The following is a 17,366-nucleotide window of genomic DNA, read 5'->3' as shown; positions in this document are numbered from 1 at the left end:
ATGAGATCGTGTATCAGAACTGCAAAGACGAATATATAAAAAAAAGGGGGGGGAGGATAATGTCTCGGATCAATCAGATAGAAGAAGAATTAAGGCAGATAGAAGGCGGTCGTTTTCAAACGCTCGCGAACCAGTATCTCTGCAGGAGATATTCCCTTGGAAACTGCGTACATTACGGATCGAATTTTGGTACAGATAAAACTACCACAGGCGTACCTGATATGTACTCGGTTGAAGACAACAAGTTCTTCTTTGCAGCATTTACCAGTTCAACATCTGATATCAGAAAAAAGCTTTTAGCAGATGCACATAATTGCCTAGACGAAAGCAAGACACATATTGATTCATCCCTTATTGACCGTATCGTCCTTTGTCATACAACGCCTCGTCTAGACCCGTCGATAACTGCTGAGGTGTTAAACATTGACTCGAGAATAGAAATCATTGGTCCAGAAGCGATAGCAGAAGATCTTGACAAAAAATATGCTCCTTTGGCATTTCTGACACTGGGCATTCCACTTGGAAAAGGATCCTTCATCAGTCCAGAAGCCTTTGTTAAACGCAATTCCCAGGGTCGCTTTACGACCGATCAGTCAAAGCCTCTTTTGTATAGAGACGATGATATGTCGGATATCATTAAGTCAATTAACCAAAATAAAGCTGTGCTTATTTATGGGCAATCAGGATGCGGGAAAACAAGAATCGCTCTCGAAGCTTGTCGCAAATTCAGTGAGGAGAAGAGCTGGGGTTTCCTGGTACTCGATTCGAAGTATTCGGACAGTATCGACGAAGATATAGAGTTGATCCTGACAGAGTCAGAAAGCCTAATCATTTTGGTAGATGATGCAAATAATCAGGTTTCGCTGGATCATCTGCTAAGCGTCTGCGCAGGCAACGATAATCTGAAGATTGTCTTTACGTGCAGAAAGATGTACCGAAACGAACTGGTTGCGATGATCGAGACTCGTCTGAAACACGTCGATATAGAGTTGGCTCCCTTAGCACCAGAAAAAATCAACATCGTACTTGAAAACGAATACGGAACAATAAATCGATCATTTAGAGAACGAGTAACAGCGATTGCAAATGGGAATTTACGGTTAGCTATTATGGCAGCTATTTCTCTTACTGAAGGTAATCGTGAAGCCGTTCGGGAACCATATGATCTCTTAAAATTCTATATGGATTCAGCTCTCGATAAATATACCAACAGAGAGCGACTCCTTATTGAGGTGGTTGCAATTTACGACGGTTTAGACATCGTCGAAGGTGATCCCTGTTATGAGAAATTATTGAAGATGGGCTACAACAAGATCGAAATCGAGGAAACGATTTCCAAACTGGCGGAACAAGAAATCGTAACGACTCTACTGTCACCGGACAAAGAATTGAGCGTTCGAATGGAAGAACAAAATCTTCAAGATTTCCTGATATGTCATCATTTTGCAAAAGCAAATCATGGGAGCTATGCAGATTTCATTGTGTCCACTTCGGAAATGCCAAGAGCATCATACCTGAAAGCAGCTAAGTCCATGGTCGAAGTTTGTGGTAGCGAGAGTGTGAACAGTTATATCCGTAAGGAGTGCGAAGAGGCTTGGAATATTCTCGAGAGAGGAAACAGACGAGCAGCGAATCAGTTCCTGACTGCTTTCAATCAATTCATTCCGGTCAAGGCGCTTGCATATGTTGCAAAACATATTGAAGGGTCATCCAGAGCCGATATTTCCGAAGAAGCCTTAGGCGAGAGCGTGACATCGGATGATTCTGTGGTTCTGTCTATTTTAGTTTCACTGATGAACCTAGAGGAATACTCGGATATGGCGTTAGATCTGTTTGTGCAATGTGTTGAAAAGGGCACCGAACAGCTGTCGCAATACAGATGGGCGTGCGGGGCTAATAACGCCTTTTCATGCAATATTAAAAATGGTGAGTTTAAAATCGAGAACAAAAAACTCGATGTTCTTGTCGATGAATATCACAAAACAGGTTCATGTAACATTGCGGTATGCCTGATTTTCCTAACGGAAGCATATCTTGCATCGAGGGCAGAACGGGTTAGCCTAGATGGTACAACGTATACAATTAGCGCTCTTAGTTACAATTTCACTCCTGAGCTAGCCAATCTGCATGCCAAGTGCTTCCGAGCGCTCTCTAACTTGTTGGGAACTGAATACGAAGAACGAGTTAAGTCAAACTTTAGACAGCGTTTTTCCTTCTACGGTGAAAAGCCAGGTGCTAAGCATGCTAAGGGCATGAATGAAGTTCTTTCAAAAATCGAAGATTTTATCCCTCTCTATATCGATGAGGACTCGACAAGTGATTTGTCTTGTTCTCTTTGTATTAACAAGATTTATGAAGCCTGTGGTCAAAATCCTCTTTTGAATCTTAAGAAGTTCTCTCAAGCGACTTTCGATGCTCTCGGTTGTGAGAATGCATTTTCCTCTGTAGAAAAAGGCTATAAAACTTTACCAAAAGACCTATCCTACGAACGTTTGGAAGGTGTTTTACCTAAACTCGTTGAAGATAGTTTGCTCTTAGAAAAACAGTGGGATGCAAACCAGGCCATCGAAAACGTTCTTTTGGAAATCGCAAACAGAAAACCAAATGCAGCTCTAAAAATAATTGCAGAGTTCATGAAGTCGCTGGGAGACGCTCACGTTGTCCCAAATGCAGCATTAAGTTACCTTGCTAGTACCATCGGCGCCAAGAATCTTCGTAAAGAGTTGAGCAAAGCACTCGATATCAATGCCTATCCAGCCTTATTTGATAGTCTTGATTTACTAGTGATTAACGAAGGTCTGGATAACCAAGTACTCGACGAATTGCTTGCTAGGCTTGAAGATGGAAGATACCATTTTGATTTGACAACATTGGAGAAAATAGAATTAGAACATCCTGGTTATACCCTTTTGTACACAACAAAATTTTCTGAAAGTGTCAAGGATTTCAGCAACGTATGGCGCTTCTTTGGGAGCAAGAATGAGAAACATATAAGTGCTCTAACCAATAGCTTTTCTTCCAATCCATCGCCAATCGTTGATTTATACTTCCGTGCGATGGAAGGATTTTCTCATTTCGATTATGACCTCTCATTTTTGCGCTGTATTGTGCAAATTAATCCATCAGTCAAGAATCGATTTATTGAGTACTCATCAAAGCTTGATTTCGATGTCTGGCATGAACTCATGCAGCGAATTAGTGTGTTTTGGACTGAATCAGACGGAATAGCTTGGCAACTTTTGAAATCTTGTATTGATGATGTACTGAATAAACCTCTTAAACGCTTCGAGCTTTCGTCCCTTTTCCCTATACACAATGCTGCGGCCTTCTCAGATGATGTGTTTTGGTGTCGCTTTGAATCGCTGGTAGTGGAGAACAGGACAGGTATAGAAAATCTCTATGCAATTAGTTGGGCAATGTCGGAATGCAATGACCAAACAAGGATTCGCGCCCTTTCCTACATTTTGACATTGGATGAAGAAGGATCCACGATAGGTCATTTGAGTCTTCGTCGGTCATCAATGAGTGGATCATTTGAAGTCGGATTTATCCCGACAAAGCAAAGAGAGATAGACGTGTTAAAAGCCATTGAACAACAACTGCCAGCGGGAGTTTCATATTTGAAACATAGGGAATGGTTAGCCAAAACTATCGAATATATTGAAACCGAGATAAAGAAGGAAAAGTGGGATTTATTTCACGGTAGACATTAGCGATTATCGACTTAGAGCAAGTACAAATGACACGGTTCTATCAGTGGATGAATTACTACAGAGCGTTGAAGATAATGCCAGCAAGCTGTAGTCTGTTGCAAGTTATCGAGAGATGTCTCCCTAGATCAAAGCTACTACTCTTTGTTTATGAATCATCACTCTTGGGTAGGAAAGAGTTCCGTCCCATCGGTACTGCTTCCTCTCATGTAGTCAATTGATACGATCTAATCATGTTGCCGTAGACTAGGCTATTACTTTCATATTGCCTAGCGATTACATGTCGTGTAGTTACTTCTGACTACCAGGTGGCTTGCAATAGGGGTGAGATAACAACCGTAAGTCAGATGACGTAACAGCTACATGAAAACGGGTCATAAAACGGCAGAGCAGGACTAGACATCTCTCTGAACTGCTCGTTTATCATTTGTTTTTACCTAGCGGTATTGTACCTCTTCGGATGCCGGATATTTCAGTCTTAAATGTTTGAGCTTTTGGTTGGATGGACACTGTGCGTTGAGAATTGATTGGGTAATAATCCCCGATGTAGGATAGCGTTACCCTATCGGTTTTGCGCCGTTGTCGGTGTAGTTGAGAGTTGTAAGAGTCTTAGCCCAAAATTATAATAAAAATACATATGGCTGCTCAATGTTTTTCTGTGGGAAAGTGCGCATACAGATTCTGGCTATTATTACTTTACAAGGAGGTGGATACATTACAGCAGCGCCTCAATAGATATCCGTTACAACAGTTCGCAAATGCCTGGTATTCAGACAGGTGGATTTAGATAGATGCAAAAGGCGCATTTTCAATCCATTAGAAGATTCTTACTAAGAAAACCCCCACTATTTGATTTGGCAGGTGATCGGATGAGCTCCAAGGACGAGATTAGCGTAAAGGCGAATGAATATTTCGAATTTCTAAAAAAACAGTATGACGAGTACCCAAAGGTGTATGAAAGTCTAGAAGAACAGAAAGAAGCAAAAAAGATATCCGATGAAAAGGTACCCGATGAAAAAAGGTTCCTTCCCTGTGACTTACCTACTATCAAAGAGATAAGGGAAAAGTGTGAAAAAATAGTGAACTAAAGACTGAGAAAAACGTTAATAAAACAGGTTTGCCCCCGACAGTAGTTATAGGCGATTTGCTACACGCAAAACTTTTTATCTGTGTGCTGAATCCTAGGTATAAGAAAGGGTGCAACACAGACGATTGCTTTAAGACTGACGATGGAGAAGGGTTTGTTATCGATAATCTGAGCCAAGGCATAGAATACCCGTTTAAATGCGGGTGCTTTAAAGGTATGGATACACCAGGGGTTGATTATTGGAAAAAAATATTTAACCAAAAGGTCACAAGCAAATCCTTAGTAAGAAATATTGCAAAAGAGTATAAGAAACATAAACCTGAGCAATGCGTTAAAGATGAGGATATTTTCAATCTCCTTTCGAAAATGACTGCCATAATAGAGCTATTTCCCTACCACACTGAGGGAATGAAGGATATTCCCAATTATTGTTTGGAGAAGATGCCCAGTGTAGTGGCAACAAAGAAGTTTGTACGCGAGTGCTTGATTCCCTTGGCGGAGGAACGCAGTAGTGACGTTTGCCTAATTTTTGCCAGAAGCATAGAAAAGTGGGGCGTCGAGAAGTATAAAAACAAGAGTGGTAATATTGTTTTTAATGAGAAGCTACACACTGGTGAGAAGCTACGTACCATAACGTTTAGTATAGAACAGCCGATGGGGATAGCGGTATTCAATCTGGTTAAAGAATGGACTAAAGATAAAAAAGAGTCCAAAGAATTCACGCTCTTGCCCAAGGAGGTAATCAATAACATCTCCAAGGATTCAAACTTTATCCTATCTGCAGATTAAGATCACCTATGTAGGTTGGCTTGTCTGTACATACAAGTGAATGCATTAGTAAAAACATCCTCGTCTCACGTGCAGGTTGGGGTAGCTATACCTTATTCGGCTTCCTTGACAATCGTAATAATCTACATCCTTCCGCATGGCCTAGTATTCTATTTTCTCGGGCTCGTCTTGTCAGTTTTCGCTCGGGGTGAGTCCCTGCCGGTTCCATGTGATTCCGGACGTGAATTCAGCTACGTTCAATCATTTCGTGTTTTCCGTAGGTTGTGAATTTGCTCCTCAGTAACCTGTTATCATCCCAGTACTTTTACGTGTCGAGTTGGGGCTCAGTTTGGATTTAAGAGCTCTTTCCAAAGCCTGATTTGAAAAAGTACAGTTCGTTATAAGGAGTACGGTTTTTGAAAAATGCCACCGAGAGCGCTAAATCCGTTCCAAAACCCACCTGGATAAGTTTTGGGACGGGATTATCTGTTGGGGAGTAAATGACGGTTTTACACTTCTATATACCTGCATAAATAAAAAACCCTACCTATATAATTGAAGGTAAGAAAGATTTTCTCGCCAAGGACCGAATGCCCGAATGCATAACGAATCCCACGATAGAAAAAATATTTAAAAAGAACTGAATAATACTTTAGACAGTGGGTATAATCGCTTTCGCCGTTATTGGAAGCGATTTTGTGTTCGTATATATTGACCTCGTTTTGTTGTTGTCCCTTAGCTAAAAGTACTATTTGTTACCTTTTGTCTATTTGTTGCCAAAACAGTAGGTGTCCCGAGCGCTTGTTCATGTAAAGACGTGAAGGATACAAAGAGAAAAGGGGTATGCATGGCGTTGTTTGGGTTCAAACGTATACAGAGGATTCGATGTTCAGAAATGAGATGGATACACCTATATCTGCCGGTGCAGTTTGGCAGTCCTAGTTTGGATGAGCATATGCTCAAGCAAAGAGATACAACAGGAACTTTCGCTCCCGTACCTATTGAGAAGTAATTTCAGCAAACGGTGAGGTAAAAGTAAGCAAGCAACAAGACCGGGATAACGGATTGTTTAGCTTGTTAATGTATGAGAACCTGACCGTAGTTAACTAACAGTATTACTAATACCTACAACTTATATCTACATATATGCGTTGTGTCTTGCAACGAGAGACATTAACGCGTCTCGATGGACGGGCTTCTCGCCACGTCACTGGCCACTGCTCAATTTAGGAGGCTATATGAAAACGTAAGATTTGACGCTCAACTCTGCGTATTGAAATGGAGCACGGTAATTATCAACGAATAGCGAGCGAGCAGGCAGGAGAGAGTATGAGAACGTACATTGCAGAAGTAGCGCACCAGTACTATATAGATTCGGATTTTAAACGACCTATGGCAGAGAGCGTCTCATTTTTATACAGCGAGCTGGATAAAGAAAGTTTTGTGGCTGTGTACGAATCACGCTTTGGCTTTAGAAGTCTACTATCGTTTTGCGTCATCGTATACAGCAAGCCGTTTGTTGATAATACAGAGTTCGTGAAGGACCAAGTTGTAAGAGCATGCGAAATTTGGAATTTCGGTTTCGATAAGGATTTGCGAAAAAACCTTTCGGTTAAGGAAAGCAATGCCATGCAAGTTTTGGGTGAGGTCACTACGCAGGGATTGAATTCCCTGCGTTCCATGTTGAGCGTTGTGGGCGCAAATGAGTTCTATGACGTATTTAAATCGTCTAATGATTTTGCTACGGAATCATTTATTGATACAGCGCATGGCAAAGACACATTATTGAAGGATGCCTTGCAATCAAAATTTGGTAGGAACCTCGCAAAAGAAGTGCAACGCATTTATGAGAGTGCTGATACAGTGGCTGCAGATAGTGAAAGGTACAATCATTTCCCCGTGCATTATATTTTGGAAGGCGCAGGTTCTCCTGTTGGTATGCAGGGTTTTAACGTATTGGCCAGTGCGCTGCAAGATGCCGGTCGTGTTCCCTCGACACACGTGTACAAGCTTAATTTTGACTGCCCGCAATGGGAGAGCGCATACAGGAGCGAGGTTATAGAGTGTCTTAACGATAACCTCGTAAGCTGCTTCGAAGACAATCTGTTACTTATTCAATATTCCGAGTCCCCAAATGATAGGGACCTTGACCTTCGTAAGTATCAAGCACTTACAAAGCTTATTGGGCTTCTTAACAATCATCTCGATCGTGTGCAAGTAGTGCTCATGGTTGCAGCAGGTAATGAGGCGAATATGCGGCGCTTAGCGGATAAGCTACAGGCTCCTGTGTTGACTATAGAATATGAGAAAGGTTTGGCTGTTTGGAATCAGACGGATGCATATGACAAGCTTGTACAAGTAGCAAAACGTCGTGGGGTAGAGCCGTCTGCATCAATGGAGTCATTACTTGCAAAATATCAATTTAACCGCAGCGACCGCACGGTAACGCAAATATTTGATGACTGGCAGACACTGTCGCAGACACAACAAGTCTATCCCTTGTATCGAGATGCGTATCATACGTACCTGAAGTCTCCGATAAAACAGGCAGATCCTATGCAGCGTTTGCAGGAGTTGATTGGCCTATCAGCACAAAAGCAGCTGATTCAAGATATTGTTTTGCGTATTAGAATGAATCGCACGCTTGCAAGGCTGGGACAGCCCACAAGGAACTTCTCGATGCATATGGTGTTTTCCGGCAATCCTGGTACTGGAAAAACTGAGGTAGCAAAACTGTATGGAGAAATCCTGCACCGTGAAGGTGTTTTGCGAGAAGGCCGTTTGGTTGTTATTTCTGGTTCAGAACTTAGTCCTAGTAATGTCCCCAAGATATTTGAAGCGGCACGTGGCTCGGTACTGTTTGTTGATGAAGCTTATACGTTAATTGGCTATCCTGAGACAGTGGCGGCGTTGATAGCTGGTATGGAAAATAACCGCGAGGAAACGGTAGTTATTCTAGCTGGATATTCTCGTCATATGGAACAACTGTTAGACACAAATCCTGGCTTTAGGTCGCGTATTGGCTTTACTATGAGGTTTGGCGACTATACCACAGAAGAACTGGAACAGATCTTTGAGTTGATGGCAAAGCATGTGCAGGTAGCTTTGACAGATGAGACGCGTACTTGTGTACGGGATAAGCTTTCTGGTGCTGGTCGCCGAGGAGATCAGGGTAATGCACGATTTGTACGCAAGCTGTTTGAAGATTCGCTTGGTGCCCAGCAGCTGAGATTGGCTCATTTATATGCAGATGCGAGCGATTCCCTGCAGCTTAAGCATGAGCTTGGGATGTTACAAGGGTGCGATATTGTGTCTTTGGCAGACAGTGATGCCATTGCTCAGTTTGGAGAAGTTTTCGCAGGACAGACATCAAAACGGGATATACGTAGTCAGTCTGCACAAGAGCGGCTTGCAGATTTAATTGGATTGGATAAGGTAAAGCAGGTTATATTTGAACGCCTTACATACGCGAAAGTGCAAAAGTATAGGCGCGACAATGGCTTTGAGTCTGATTATTTACCGATGCACATGGCATTTCTCGGCAATCCCGGTACTGGAAAAACCGAGGTAGCACGTCTGATAGGAAAGATCTTGAAGGATGAAGGCATCTTATCGGTAGGTGATTTCTACGAGTGCGGTCGTGCCGATTTGGTGGGCACGGTTGTGGGATCTACGGCACCTAAAGTGCAGGCGTTATTTGAGAAAGCTCGAGGCTCAGTAATTTTTATCGACGAAGCCTATTCGCTTATTGATGACAGGTCGCATAGTTATGGTGATGAGGCAATCAATACTATCGTTCAATGTATGGAGAATATGCGCAATGATGTGGTGGTAATTTTTGCTGGTTATGAGCAAGAAATACTTGATTTCATGAGCTGCAATCCAGGGCTCGCATCTCGAATAAAGACACAGATTCGGTTTCCTGACTATTCGATTGATGAGCTGGGTCAAATTCTGAACCTTATGGCTTGTGAGCTTGGATTTACTTTAGCGGATGATGTATTGCCCCGTTTTAAGAAACAGATTGCCGCAATGGCACAATTACCAAACTTTGGTAATGCTCGTGTAGTTCGTACGATGCTTGAGGACGCTATGGTGGTACAGGCTGTACGTGTAAATGCTGTCTTAGCTGGGACTGCCGCTCAGGACGTCGGATCTGCAGAAGCTGCTGAGACAGCAGAGAAAATTGACTCTTCCAAGAAGCCTATTGACGATAAGCAGCTTATGGAGCTGCGTGGATGCGACTTTAAAATCGATATTCCTTTAGCATCAAAACCATCCATGGGTTTTGCGTAGAGTTGAGAAGGTTGTGTAGTTGGTAGTTGTTTCAACGAGAGCCACCTGATTAAACCAAATCTGTATCTATTTCTCGTGCTTTTGAGCAGGCGTCGTAATGGCGCCTGCTTTTTCAGGACTTTAGCCTGTTGAGTGAGATTAACGCGTAACACATAAAACCGACCACTATGCGGGTGATTGCGACTAAACATTGACGAAATGGGGATTTCTATTGCTGCCCATCTCACCTTTTGCCTTACTGACTCTCTGACCTTATACTTATAATCCATCAAAAGGATTAACCTCATAAGGACAGAGAAAATAATAAAAACTTGGAAAGGAGGTAATTCTCATGTCAAATACGAAAAGAACAGGACAAACAGCCCTTTATGAGCGTTTAAGTCGTGATGATGAAATGCAAGGAGAAAGCAATTCCATAACCAATCAAAAACAACTACTTGAAAGCTATGCGAAAAGAAACGGCTTTGTAAATATCTATCACTATACTGATGATGGAGTAAGCGGAACAACCTTTGATAGAGAGGGATTTCAAAAGATGATAAAAGCAGTAGAAGAAAACAAAGTATCTACTGTGATAGTAAAAGATATGAGCAGGTTTGGCAGAGATTATCTCAAAGTAGGCTTTTACACCGAAATACTTTTCAAAGAAAAGGGAGTAAGGTTTATTGCCATCAATAACGGAATAGACAGTGAAAAGCAAGCAGAAAGCGACTTTACCCCATTTCTAAACATTATGAATGAATGGTACGCAAGAGATACTTCAAGAAAAATACAATCCATATTCAGAGCAAGAATGGAAGAGGGCAAAAGAGTATCACCAAGCGTTCCATACGGCTATTACAGAAACCCTAAGAACAAACAGGAGCTACTTATCGATAAAGAGAGTGCAAAGGTCGTAAAACGCATTTATAATCTTGTAATAGAGGGATATGGAGTAACACAGATAGCAGATATACTAACCAAAGATAAAGTCCTTATACCATCAGCCTATGCAGAAATATATCACCCTGAAAATAACCATAGCTCCAAGAAAAGAGGAATAGAAGACCCGCATTTTTGGACACCGACCACAGTAGGATATATCTTAGAAAAAAGAGAATACATGGGACATACTGAAGAAAGAGAAAAAGAGCCTATACAATCAAATATTAGAAATACGAGAAGAAGTTGAACAAGCTGAAAAAGTTAAGAACTGTATAGAGCAGTTACAGATACAAGAAAAACAACTATCACAGGTAAAGCGGAATGAGTTAGACCTATAAAACTGGGTGAAAAAATGGTATAAAATCAAATAAGTATTTGATTTTGGAGGTGCTTAAATTCATGGATGAAAGAGAGAAAATCATTCGTTTATGGTTTAATATGTGGCTTATACAACAAGACTTAGGTATAGATGATATTTTTTTAGATGATGTAATTTATATTGAGAGCTGGAGTCCTAAGTATGAAAATTGTCAAACAGTAAAGCACTGGTTTAATGAATGGAATACAAGAGGAAAAGTGCTTGCTTGGGATATAAAGCAATTTTTTCATAAGGATAATCAAACTATTGTAGAATGGCACTTCAAAAATAAAATGAATGAGGGGAAAGTTGAAGAATTTGACGGTATTTCTTTGATTGTTTGGACAGCCGATAATAAAATAAAAAGTCTAAAAGAGTTTGGTTGTAATTGCAATAACTACAATCCTTACAAAGAGAGTGAAACACCATTGTTTAGAGATGAAAAAGCAAATTGGTTTTAAGGTGATTACTATGGATATAGATAGATTTTTCAAAACAGTTTTATCACAAAATGCAGAAGAACTTAGGAATTTTTTTCAAGAAAATGCCGTTATAAAATGGCATTGCACAAATGAGTTATTTACCTTAGATGAGTATATAAGGGCAAATTGTGAATATCCGGGGAATTGGAACGGAGAAATAGAGAGAATTGAAGAAAATGAAGATACTATTATTTTAGCTTGTCGGGTTTTTCCAACAGATAATAGTGAGTCTTTTCATGTAGTAAGTTTTATCTATCTTGAAGATAATTTGATTGTTGATATGGATGAATATTGGTCTGATGATGGATTGGCACCAGAATGGCGTAAGAAAATGAAAATCGGGAAAAGAATTAGGTAAATTGGTTTAAGGAGGTAAAATATTGATAGAAAGTAGACCTGAGTTTGATAAAATCACATCATTTTATGAGTTTAATAAATACTATTGGTATCGTGAAGAACTTTCACAGATATGCAAGTCATTAGGATTAGAATACAGAGGTACAAAACAGGAACTCAATTATATTATTGAGCAGTACTTTAAGGGTGATTTGATTAAAAAGTCATCAATAAAAAATGAAAAGAAACGAGTAGAAACTATTACCTTAGATACTCCATTACTTGCATGCGGGTTCTCCTTTAACACACATTTTAGAGAATATTTCTCAATTTTAACAGATGTTTCGCCATTTAAATTTACTGCTGATATGGCTACTGCTTGGAGAAAAGTAAAAAGAGAAAATGATTTGAGCTTTACAATTCAAGATATGCTAAAAGTTTATTATGGGAAATCAAATTATGCTAAGTATGACAATTCGGTTTGTCAATGGAATAAATTTTTAAAGGATTTCTGTGCAGACGAAAATAGTTACAACTACTCGAATAAATTAAAAGTAGCCTCTATTCTTTGGAAAGAAGTCAGAAATTCAAGAAATGAAAAAATTTATTCAAAGAATCTTTTGACTGAATATGCCGATAAAATAAAAGAGTATTGCAAGTAGGATATTCTTATCTTGCTAAACTAACAATTCAATAAAAGCTAACACGAAAGCAGTAAATCAAAAAAGGTTTACTGTTTTTTATTGTCTAAAAATGGAAAGGAGAACACATGGAAGAAGAAAAAAGAGAGATAAAAGCACCACCACATAAACAGTTAATAATGGATATTGGAAAGACAAAATATACTGTAAACCTACATTTCAAGCAAGGTACAGGGGAAACTTATAAGGATAAAATACTAAAGCTAATCAAGAGAGAAACAGAGAAGATATAAATTTATCAAAAAAATTTTGTTTATGTCCTTGACAAATCTTCCCAAAGCGAACAGTTATGCACAACTATAAGGAAGACGTCCTATGCCACGTATATGGAGAAATAGATACGCAGCAAGAAAGTTTGCTGCTCAAGGGTGTAGATACTTCGAAAAATATGGCAAGATAGCAGAAGGCTTTTTTCTTGTGTGGAGCTTACTTGCAGTGGTGATTATTCTTAGGTTCTTGGATATGCGCAGCAACCTTCCCAGAAAAGTGACAAGTTCATTTCAGGTATACCGACCTGGCGAGGACGAACTCATGTGGGAAAGCCTTATCATTCCTTTGATTGTGGTTACTATCATTTGGATAATAGGTGAGATCTTCCTCATTCGTCGTGCTAAAGCGCTCCGTCGTGACCGCATGAACGCTCTTATGTCGAAGAATTCGGACGTGACTCCTGAAGAGTTTCTCGCTAAGCGTATGTGGAGTGCAATCAATGGTGAGGAAGGCGACTTCACTGGCATATATGTTTTGCACAATCTCTCTCAAGATGAATACTACGTGGGTCAGAGTGTTCATGTTTTGCGACGTGTGAGGCAGCATTTTACGGGTCATGGCAATGGAGACGTTTACGCTGATTGGAAAATGGGTGACAAGTTTACCATTGCAACAGTGAGTCTCGTCGGGAGTGGCTACAATAACCTTAACGACCTTGAGCGAGATGTTATCTGTGCTTACGATGCTTACGACCATGGCTATAACCGAACGTCAGGCAATCGTTCCTGAAGAAGTTGCCTTCGTCCTGATGACTGCTAAGAAGCACTGACGTTTGCTTAACTGAATTATGGATTTTACTGGTAAACACGCTGTATAGTGCCTGCAATCACCACTTTATGATTTTGGCGTAAGGCTTTTATAGAAGTGGGGATTGGTAAATTATAATGTAATAGGGGGTGCTACATTTTGAATAAAAGAACAATAGAAATTAGTTCCATTGAAATTATAGCAATCTTGGGATTGTTGATTTGGCTGATAACAATACTTTTAAGACACTATTATTCAATCAATTCAGTTGTAGCTATATTTTGATATACACCCAGTTTTGGAGGGGCGTGGATTGCGACAGCTATGTTAAAACAGCTCTTTAGCCCAGTATTTGGTGAAAGTAAGGCCTTCTCAAATATTGGATTTTCTAAGAAAGTGCTGTTTTGTATATGTGTTTCCGTCATATTCATGTCTTTTATTAACGAGCTATTGTCATGTATTAATACGAGTGCAGTATTTGATTTATACGATGTACTTGCTACGATACTGGCAGAAATCATAGCTTTTAGCATCTAATAGAGAATCGTTGATGCTGAGAGATTTGGTGAAACACGTGATGAAGGTCTTGTTGTCGGATAGATCTCAGATACACGAACCAATAGATGGGTTTCTCGTTCCACCAGGCTCTCTTGTCTTAATGCGTTTCCAAAGCTACTATGGTTTTAACAGTCTGCCGGAGCCTTTGGCAAGCGCCGGTACGAGAAGGGATCAGGTGCATGAAGAACTAGCGATACTCATAAACCCGAATACACGTAACGTCGTCGACGGCTATCACGGGTGCAGCATCGCTTATTCATGTCTTAACACACGCTAAATAACGATATCTTTGCAGTTAGATATATTCAAAGTTAGATACAGTTGAAGCTTATAATTTGCATGCTGCTCCGTATAGCCTTCGGCAGAACCGAGGTACTATGCAGCTTAATCTATCAAATATTGAATATACCTATCCGTTGGCAGTTGAACCTACTATACGCAATGTGACCGCTACGCTTCCTGCGGGCTGGACTGGTTTTGTCGGCGATAACGGCTCCGGAAAAACAACACTTGCGCGTGTTGTATGCGGCCTTCTGCAACCTGATGTGGGAGTTGTGAGTCCTTTGCTTTTCTCGACATATTGCGATCAAAGCACAGAGGAACCTCCGGGCAATCTCGAAGACTTTGCTGTGGCCTATGATCGGGCAGCAATAAAGTTGAGAAACGAGTTGGCCATCGGAGACGACTGGCCTTGGCGGTATGACACGCTCTCGTGCGGACAGCAGAAGCGACTCCAGGTTGCATGTGCGTTGTGGTCCGCTCCCGATGTGCTTGTTGTTGATGAGCCCACCAACCATGTAGACGCGTCCACCCGGCAGGCTTTGTTTACAGCGTTGTCAAAGTTCAAAGGCGTTGGAGTACTTATTTCGCATGACCGAGAACTTCTCGACGCACTTTGCTCGCAATGTCTGTTCATAGCAAACGGCACCGCTACCATGCGGCCCGGCGGATATTCACAGGCATCTTCACAGGTAGCTTTAGAGCGCTCAAGCGCAATTCATGCTCGAGAAATAGTGCAAAAAGAAAAGGCGAGAACAGAGCGAGAAGCTCAGCGCCGCCGAGAAGAGGCATCTCGGGTACAAGCGCGTAGGAGCGGGAAGGGCATTGCGAAAAACGATAGCGATGCGAGAGCAAAAAAGCGCCACTACATTGTTTCCGGTCAAGACGGAAAGGCGGGCAAATTGTCCGCTCGTATGCAGGACAGGCTTGAAAAAGCTGAGGATGACGTTGCTGACAGTAAGGTTGAAAAACGATATGACGCTCACGTGTGGCTTGACGCTGAACCGAGTAAGCGAAAGGTTCTTTTTAGGATGGAACCTGGTCGTATTGCCGTTGGTGAATCTTTGCTCAGCTTGCCGGCGCTCTTTATTGGAAATACAGATCATATTGGACTAGTTGGAGACAATGGATCTGGAAAGACTACTTTGGTTAAGAAAATTATCGCGAGCATTTCCGCTGATACGAGGTTCATTGATGCGAGACTTATCGATATGAGTTTCATGGACGCAACCTTTGCAAATACGGGTCATGCTGACACAAGGGTACTGTATATTCCTCAGGAACCGGATATGCTGCAGAAAGAAAAAACGTTGAAAAAAATGAGAGAGCTTACTAGCGCCCAGCGTGGACAAGTGCTTTCCATTGTGGCGCAGCTCAACTCAGATCCAGATTGTATTCTTGAGGGGGATGCCGTAAGTCCGGGTGAAATGAGAAAGCTCATGCTTTCGTTAGGGATTTTGGAATCACCTGAGTTTCTTGTGATGGATGAGCCAACGAATTATCTTGACCTTGGATCCACAGAGGCTCTTGAGCGACTGCTTTCCGTATATCCTGGGGCGCTTTTACTTGTTTCACATGATGCATCATTGGTGAGTTCGGCTACGTCCATAACTTGGAGAATACAAAAGTCAGAGAATGGCTACGAGCTTACGGTCGGTTAACGTATCGTTTTTATGTGACGGACTATTGTAATAACAGTGCAAAGGACGGTACTGTGACGGAGCAAAAGCAGAAGACAGAGCTTGATTTGAACATTCCTCCTAAGTCTGAATAGTGAGCAATCATTATTGCTTTCGGAACTCTGAGGGCGTCATGCCCGTTTCGCGTTTGAATGCGGCAGCAAATTTACTCGGATTGCTGTACCCAGCCTCACATGCCGCAATCGAAACGCGTTTTCCCTGCATGAGCGTCTCCTTGGCTAAGCGGATTCGCTGTTGGCGTGCATACGAAGCAATTGTCATGCCGTACATTTTTTGGAAATAACCGTTAAGCGTGGTTGCGGAAACACCCATCTCAGAGGCTATGTCTCGCGCGTCATGAGGCTGGGTGGGTGAGGATTCTATTAGATCGCGCGCTGTCTTTGCCATGTGCAACTGTGTCGGTGTGAGCAGCGTTTGCGGCTTAGCCAAGTTGTAATCGCGACGAGAGAGCGCCCAAAGAAGCTCAAGTACTGCGAGTTTTGCTTGTACCCAATCGCTTGATTGGGCTGCAGAACTTGCACGTTTCATCTGAGCTATAAGCTCCTTGTCACCTGAAAATATTGCCGACGGACCTGCCTGACTCCATATATAAACTACGTCGTTGTCTGCTTCACGTAAAAGACTGAATTCAGGTTCATTGAGAACCTCGGTGCATACGAATACTTCGATACCAACGTATCGTGCAAGCGGATAGCGAAACGAACGAGGCGGCTCGTAGCCCTCATCTGATGTGTGAGAAAAGCTCACGCATACATCGGTTTCACTTACTACGGCAACACCTGCGTGAGGGATATCGGTCTCGCAACGACCTTCGGTGCAGTAGTTAATTGAAAGCCACTTGTCGGTATCCGAGTTTTCGGTACTTCTCGGAACTGAATTAGTCTTGGTAGCGTTTTTAATATGCTCCACAATATCGTTTCCGGAAAACTGACTTGCTGGCACCATGTTTGGGCATTCTTCACATGCAAAATATACCAAACACACCATAACATGAGGAGAAAGCAAGTACCCCGTCATCGTACCTTTTCCGATAGGGTCGGAGAGCTTCAGTTCCACCATACGCTCGTTTTGGAAGGAAAGCGTCATACCCTTGCGGATAACTAAATCTGACAGCAAAGAGTTTTTCATAGGTTTCCGTCTTGTTTTCCGT

General features: G+C 41.6%; 12 protein-coding genes and 1 pseudogene. 12 read left to right on the top strand and 1 reads right to left on the bottom strand.

The window, feature by feature from the left end:
* The first annotated feature begins 59 nt into the window (after positions 1-59).
* From HMPREF1527_RS06960 to HMPREF1527_RS06910, 12 genes and pseudogenes are all read left to right on the top strand, one after another.
* Positions 60-3,713, top strand: coding sequence for a hypothetical protein (locus HMPREF1527_RS06960; protein ID WP_016477989.1), 3,654 nt, complete (start codon positions 60-62; stop codon positions 3,711-3,713).
* Positions 3,714-4,501: 788 nt separating this feature from the next.
* Positions 4,502-4,798 (top strand): hypothetical protein, encoded by a 297-nt coding sequence (locus HMPREF1527_RS06955; RefSeq protein WP_016477988.1) that lies wholly within the window; start codon positions 4,502-4,504, stop codon positions 4,796-4,798.
* Positions 4,799-5,013: 215 nt separating this feature from the next.
* The gene (locus tag HMPREF1527_RS06950) at positions 5,014-5,586 is read left to right on the top strand and encodes a hypothetical protein (protein WP_156825496.1); all 573 of its coding nucleotides are present in this window, start codon (positions 5,014-5,016) and stop codon (positions 5,584-5,586) included.
* Positions 5,587-6,894: 1,308 nt separating this feature from the next.
* On the top strand, positions 6,895-9,861 hold the full coding sequence (locus HMPREF1527_RS06945) for an AAA family ATPase (RefSeq protein ID WP_016477986.1): 2,967 nt from the start codon (positions 6,895-6,897) through the stop codon (positions 9,859-9,861).
* 331 nt (positions 9,862-10,192) lie between these two features.
* On the top strand, positions 10,193-11,032 hold the full coding sequence (locus HMPREF1527_RS06940) for a recombinase family protein (protein ID WP_016477985.1): 840 nt from the start codon (positions 10,193-10,195) through the stop codon (positions 11,030-11,032).
* A pseudogene (locus tag HMPREF1527_RS07995) lies at positions 10,974-11,123 on the top strand (conjugal transfer protein TraA); the annotation flags it as partial. The gene HMPREF1527_RS06940 and the pseudogene HMPREF1527_RS07995, both read left to right, overlap by 59 nt.
* Positions 11,124-11,184: 61 nt before the next feature.
* Positions 11,185-11,604 (top strand): hypothetical protein, encoded by a 420-nt coding sequence (locus HMPREF1527_RS06935; protein WP_016477984.1) that lies wholly within the window; start codon positions 11,185-11,187, stop codon positions 11,602-11,604.
* Between the two features lie 10 nt (positions 11,605-11,614).
* Complete coding sequence (locus HMPREF1527_RS06930) at positions 11,615-11,983, top strand: nuclear transport factor 2 family protein (protein ID WP_009525608.1); 369 nt, start codon at positions 11,615-11,617, stop codon at positions 11,981-11,983.
* A 22-nt stretch (positions 11,984-12,005) separates the two neighbouring features.
* Entirely contained in the window at positions 12,006-12,623 is a 618-nt protein-coding gene (locus tag HMPREF1527_RS06925) for an SAP domain-containing protein (RefSeq protein WP_016477983.1), read from the top strand.
* 107 nt (positions 12,624-12,730) lie between these two features.
* Positions 12,731-12,895 (top strand): transposon-encoded TnpW family protein, encoded by a 165-nt coding sequence (locus tag HMPREF1527_RS06920; protein WP_016477982.1) that lies wholly within the window; start codon positions 12,731-12,733, stop codon positions 12,893-12,895.
* Positions 12,896-13,097: 202 nt separating this feature from the next.
* Positions 13,098-13,661, top strand: a complete 564-nt coding sequence (locus HMPREF1527_RS06915; protein WP_198009261.1) for a GIY-YIG nuclease family protein — start codon at positions 13,098-13,100, stop codon at positions 13,659-13,661.
* Positions 13,662-14,614: 953 nt separating this feature from the next.
* On the top strand, positions 14,615-16,177 hold the full coding sequence (locus HMPREF1527_RS06910; protein ID WP_016477978.1) for an ATP-binding cassette domain-containing protein: 1,563 nt from the start codon (positions 14,615-14,617) through the stop codon (positions 16,175-16,177).
* 123 nt (positions 16,178-16,300) lie between these two features.
* Here HMPREF1527_RS06910 and HMPREF1527_RS06905 read toward each other — a convergent pair whose 3' ends face one another.
* The gene (locus tag HMPREF1527_RS06905; RefSeq protein ID WP_016477977.1) at positions 16,301-17,344 is read right to left on the bottom strand and encodes an AraC family transcriptional regulator; all 1,044 of its coding nucleotides are present in this window, start codon (positions 17,342-17,344) and stop codon (positions 16,301-16,303) included.
* Positions 17,345-17,366: the final 22 nt, after the last annotated feature.

The sequence above is a fragment of the Atopobium sp. oral taxon 199 str. F0494 genome (genome assembly GCF_000411555.1).
Classification (GTDB): Bacteria; Actinomycetota; Coriobacteriia; order Coriobacteriales; family Atopobiaceae; genus Lancefieldella.
Note: the sequence above shows the minus strand (reverse complement) of the source record. Positions and strands in the feature narration are given on the sequence as shown.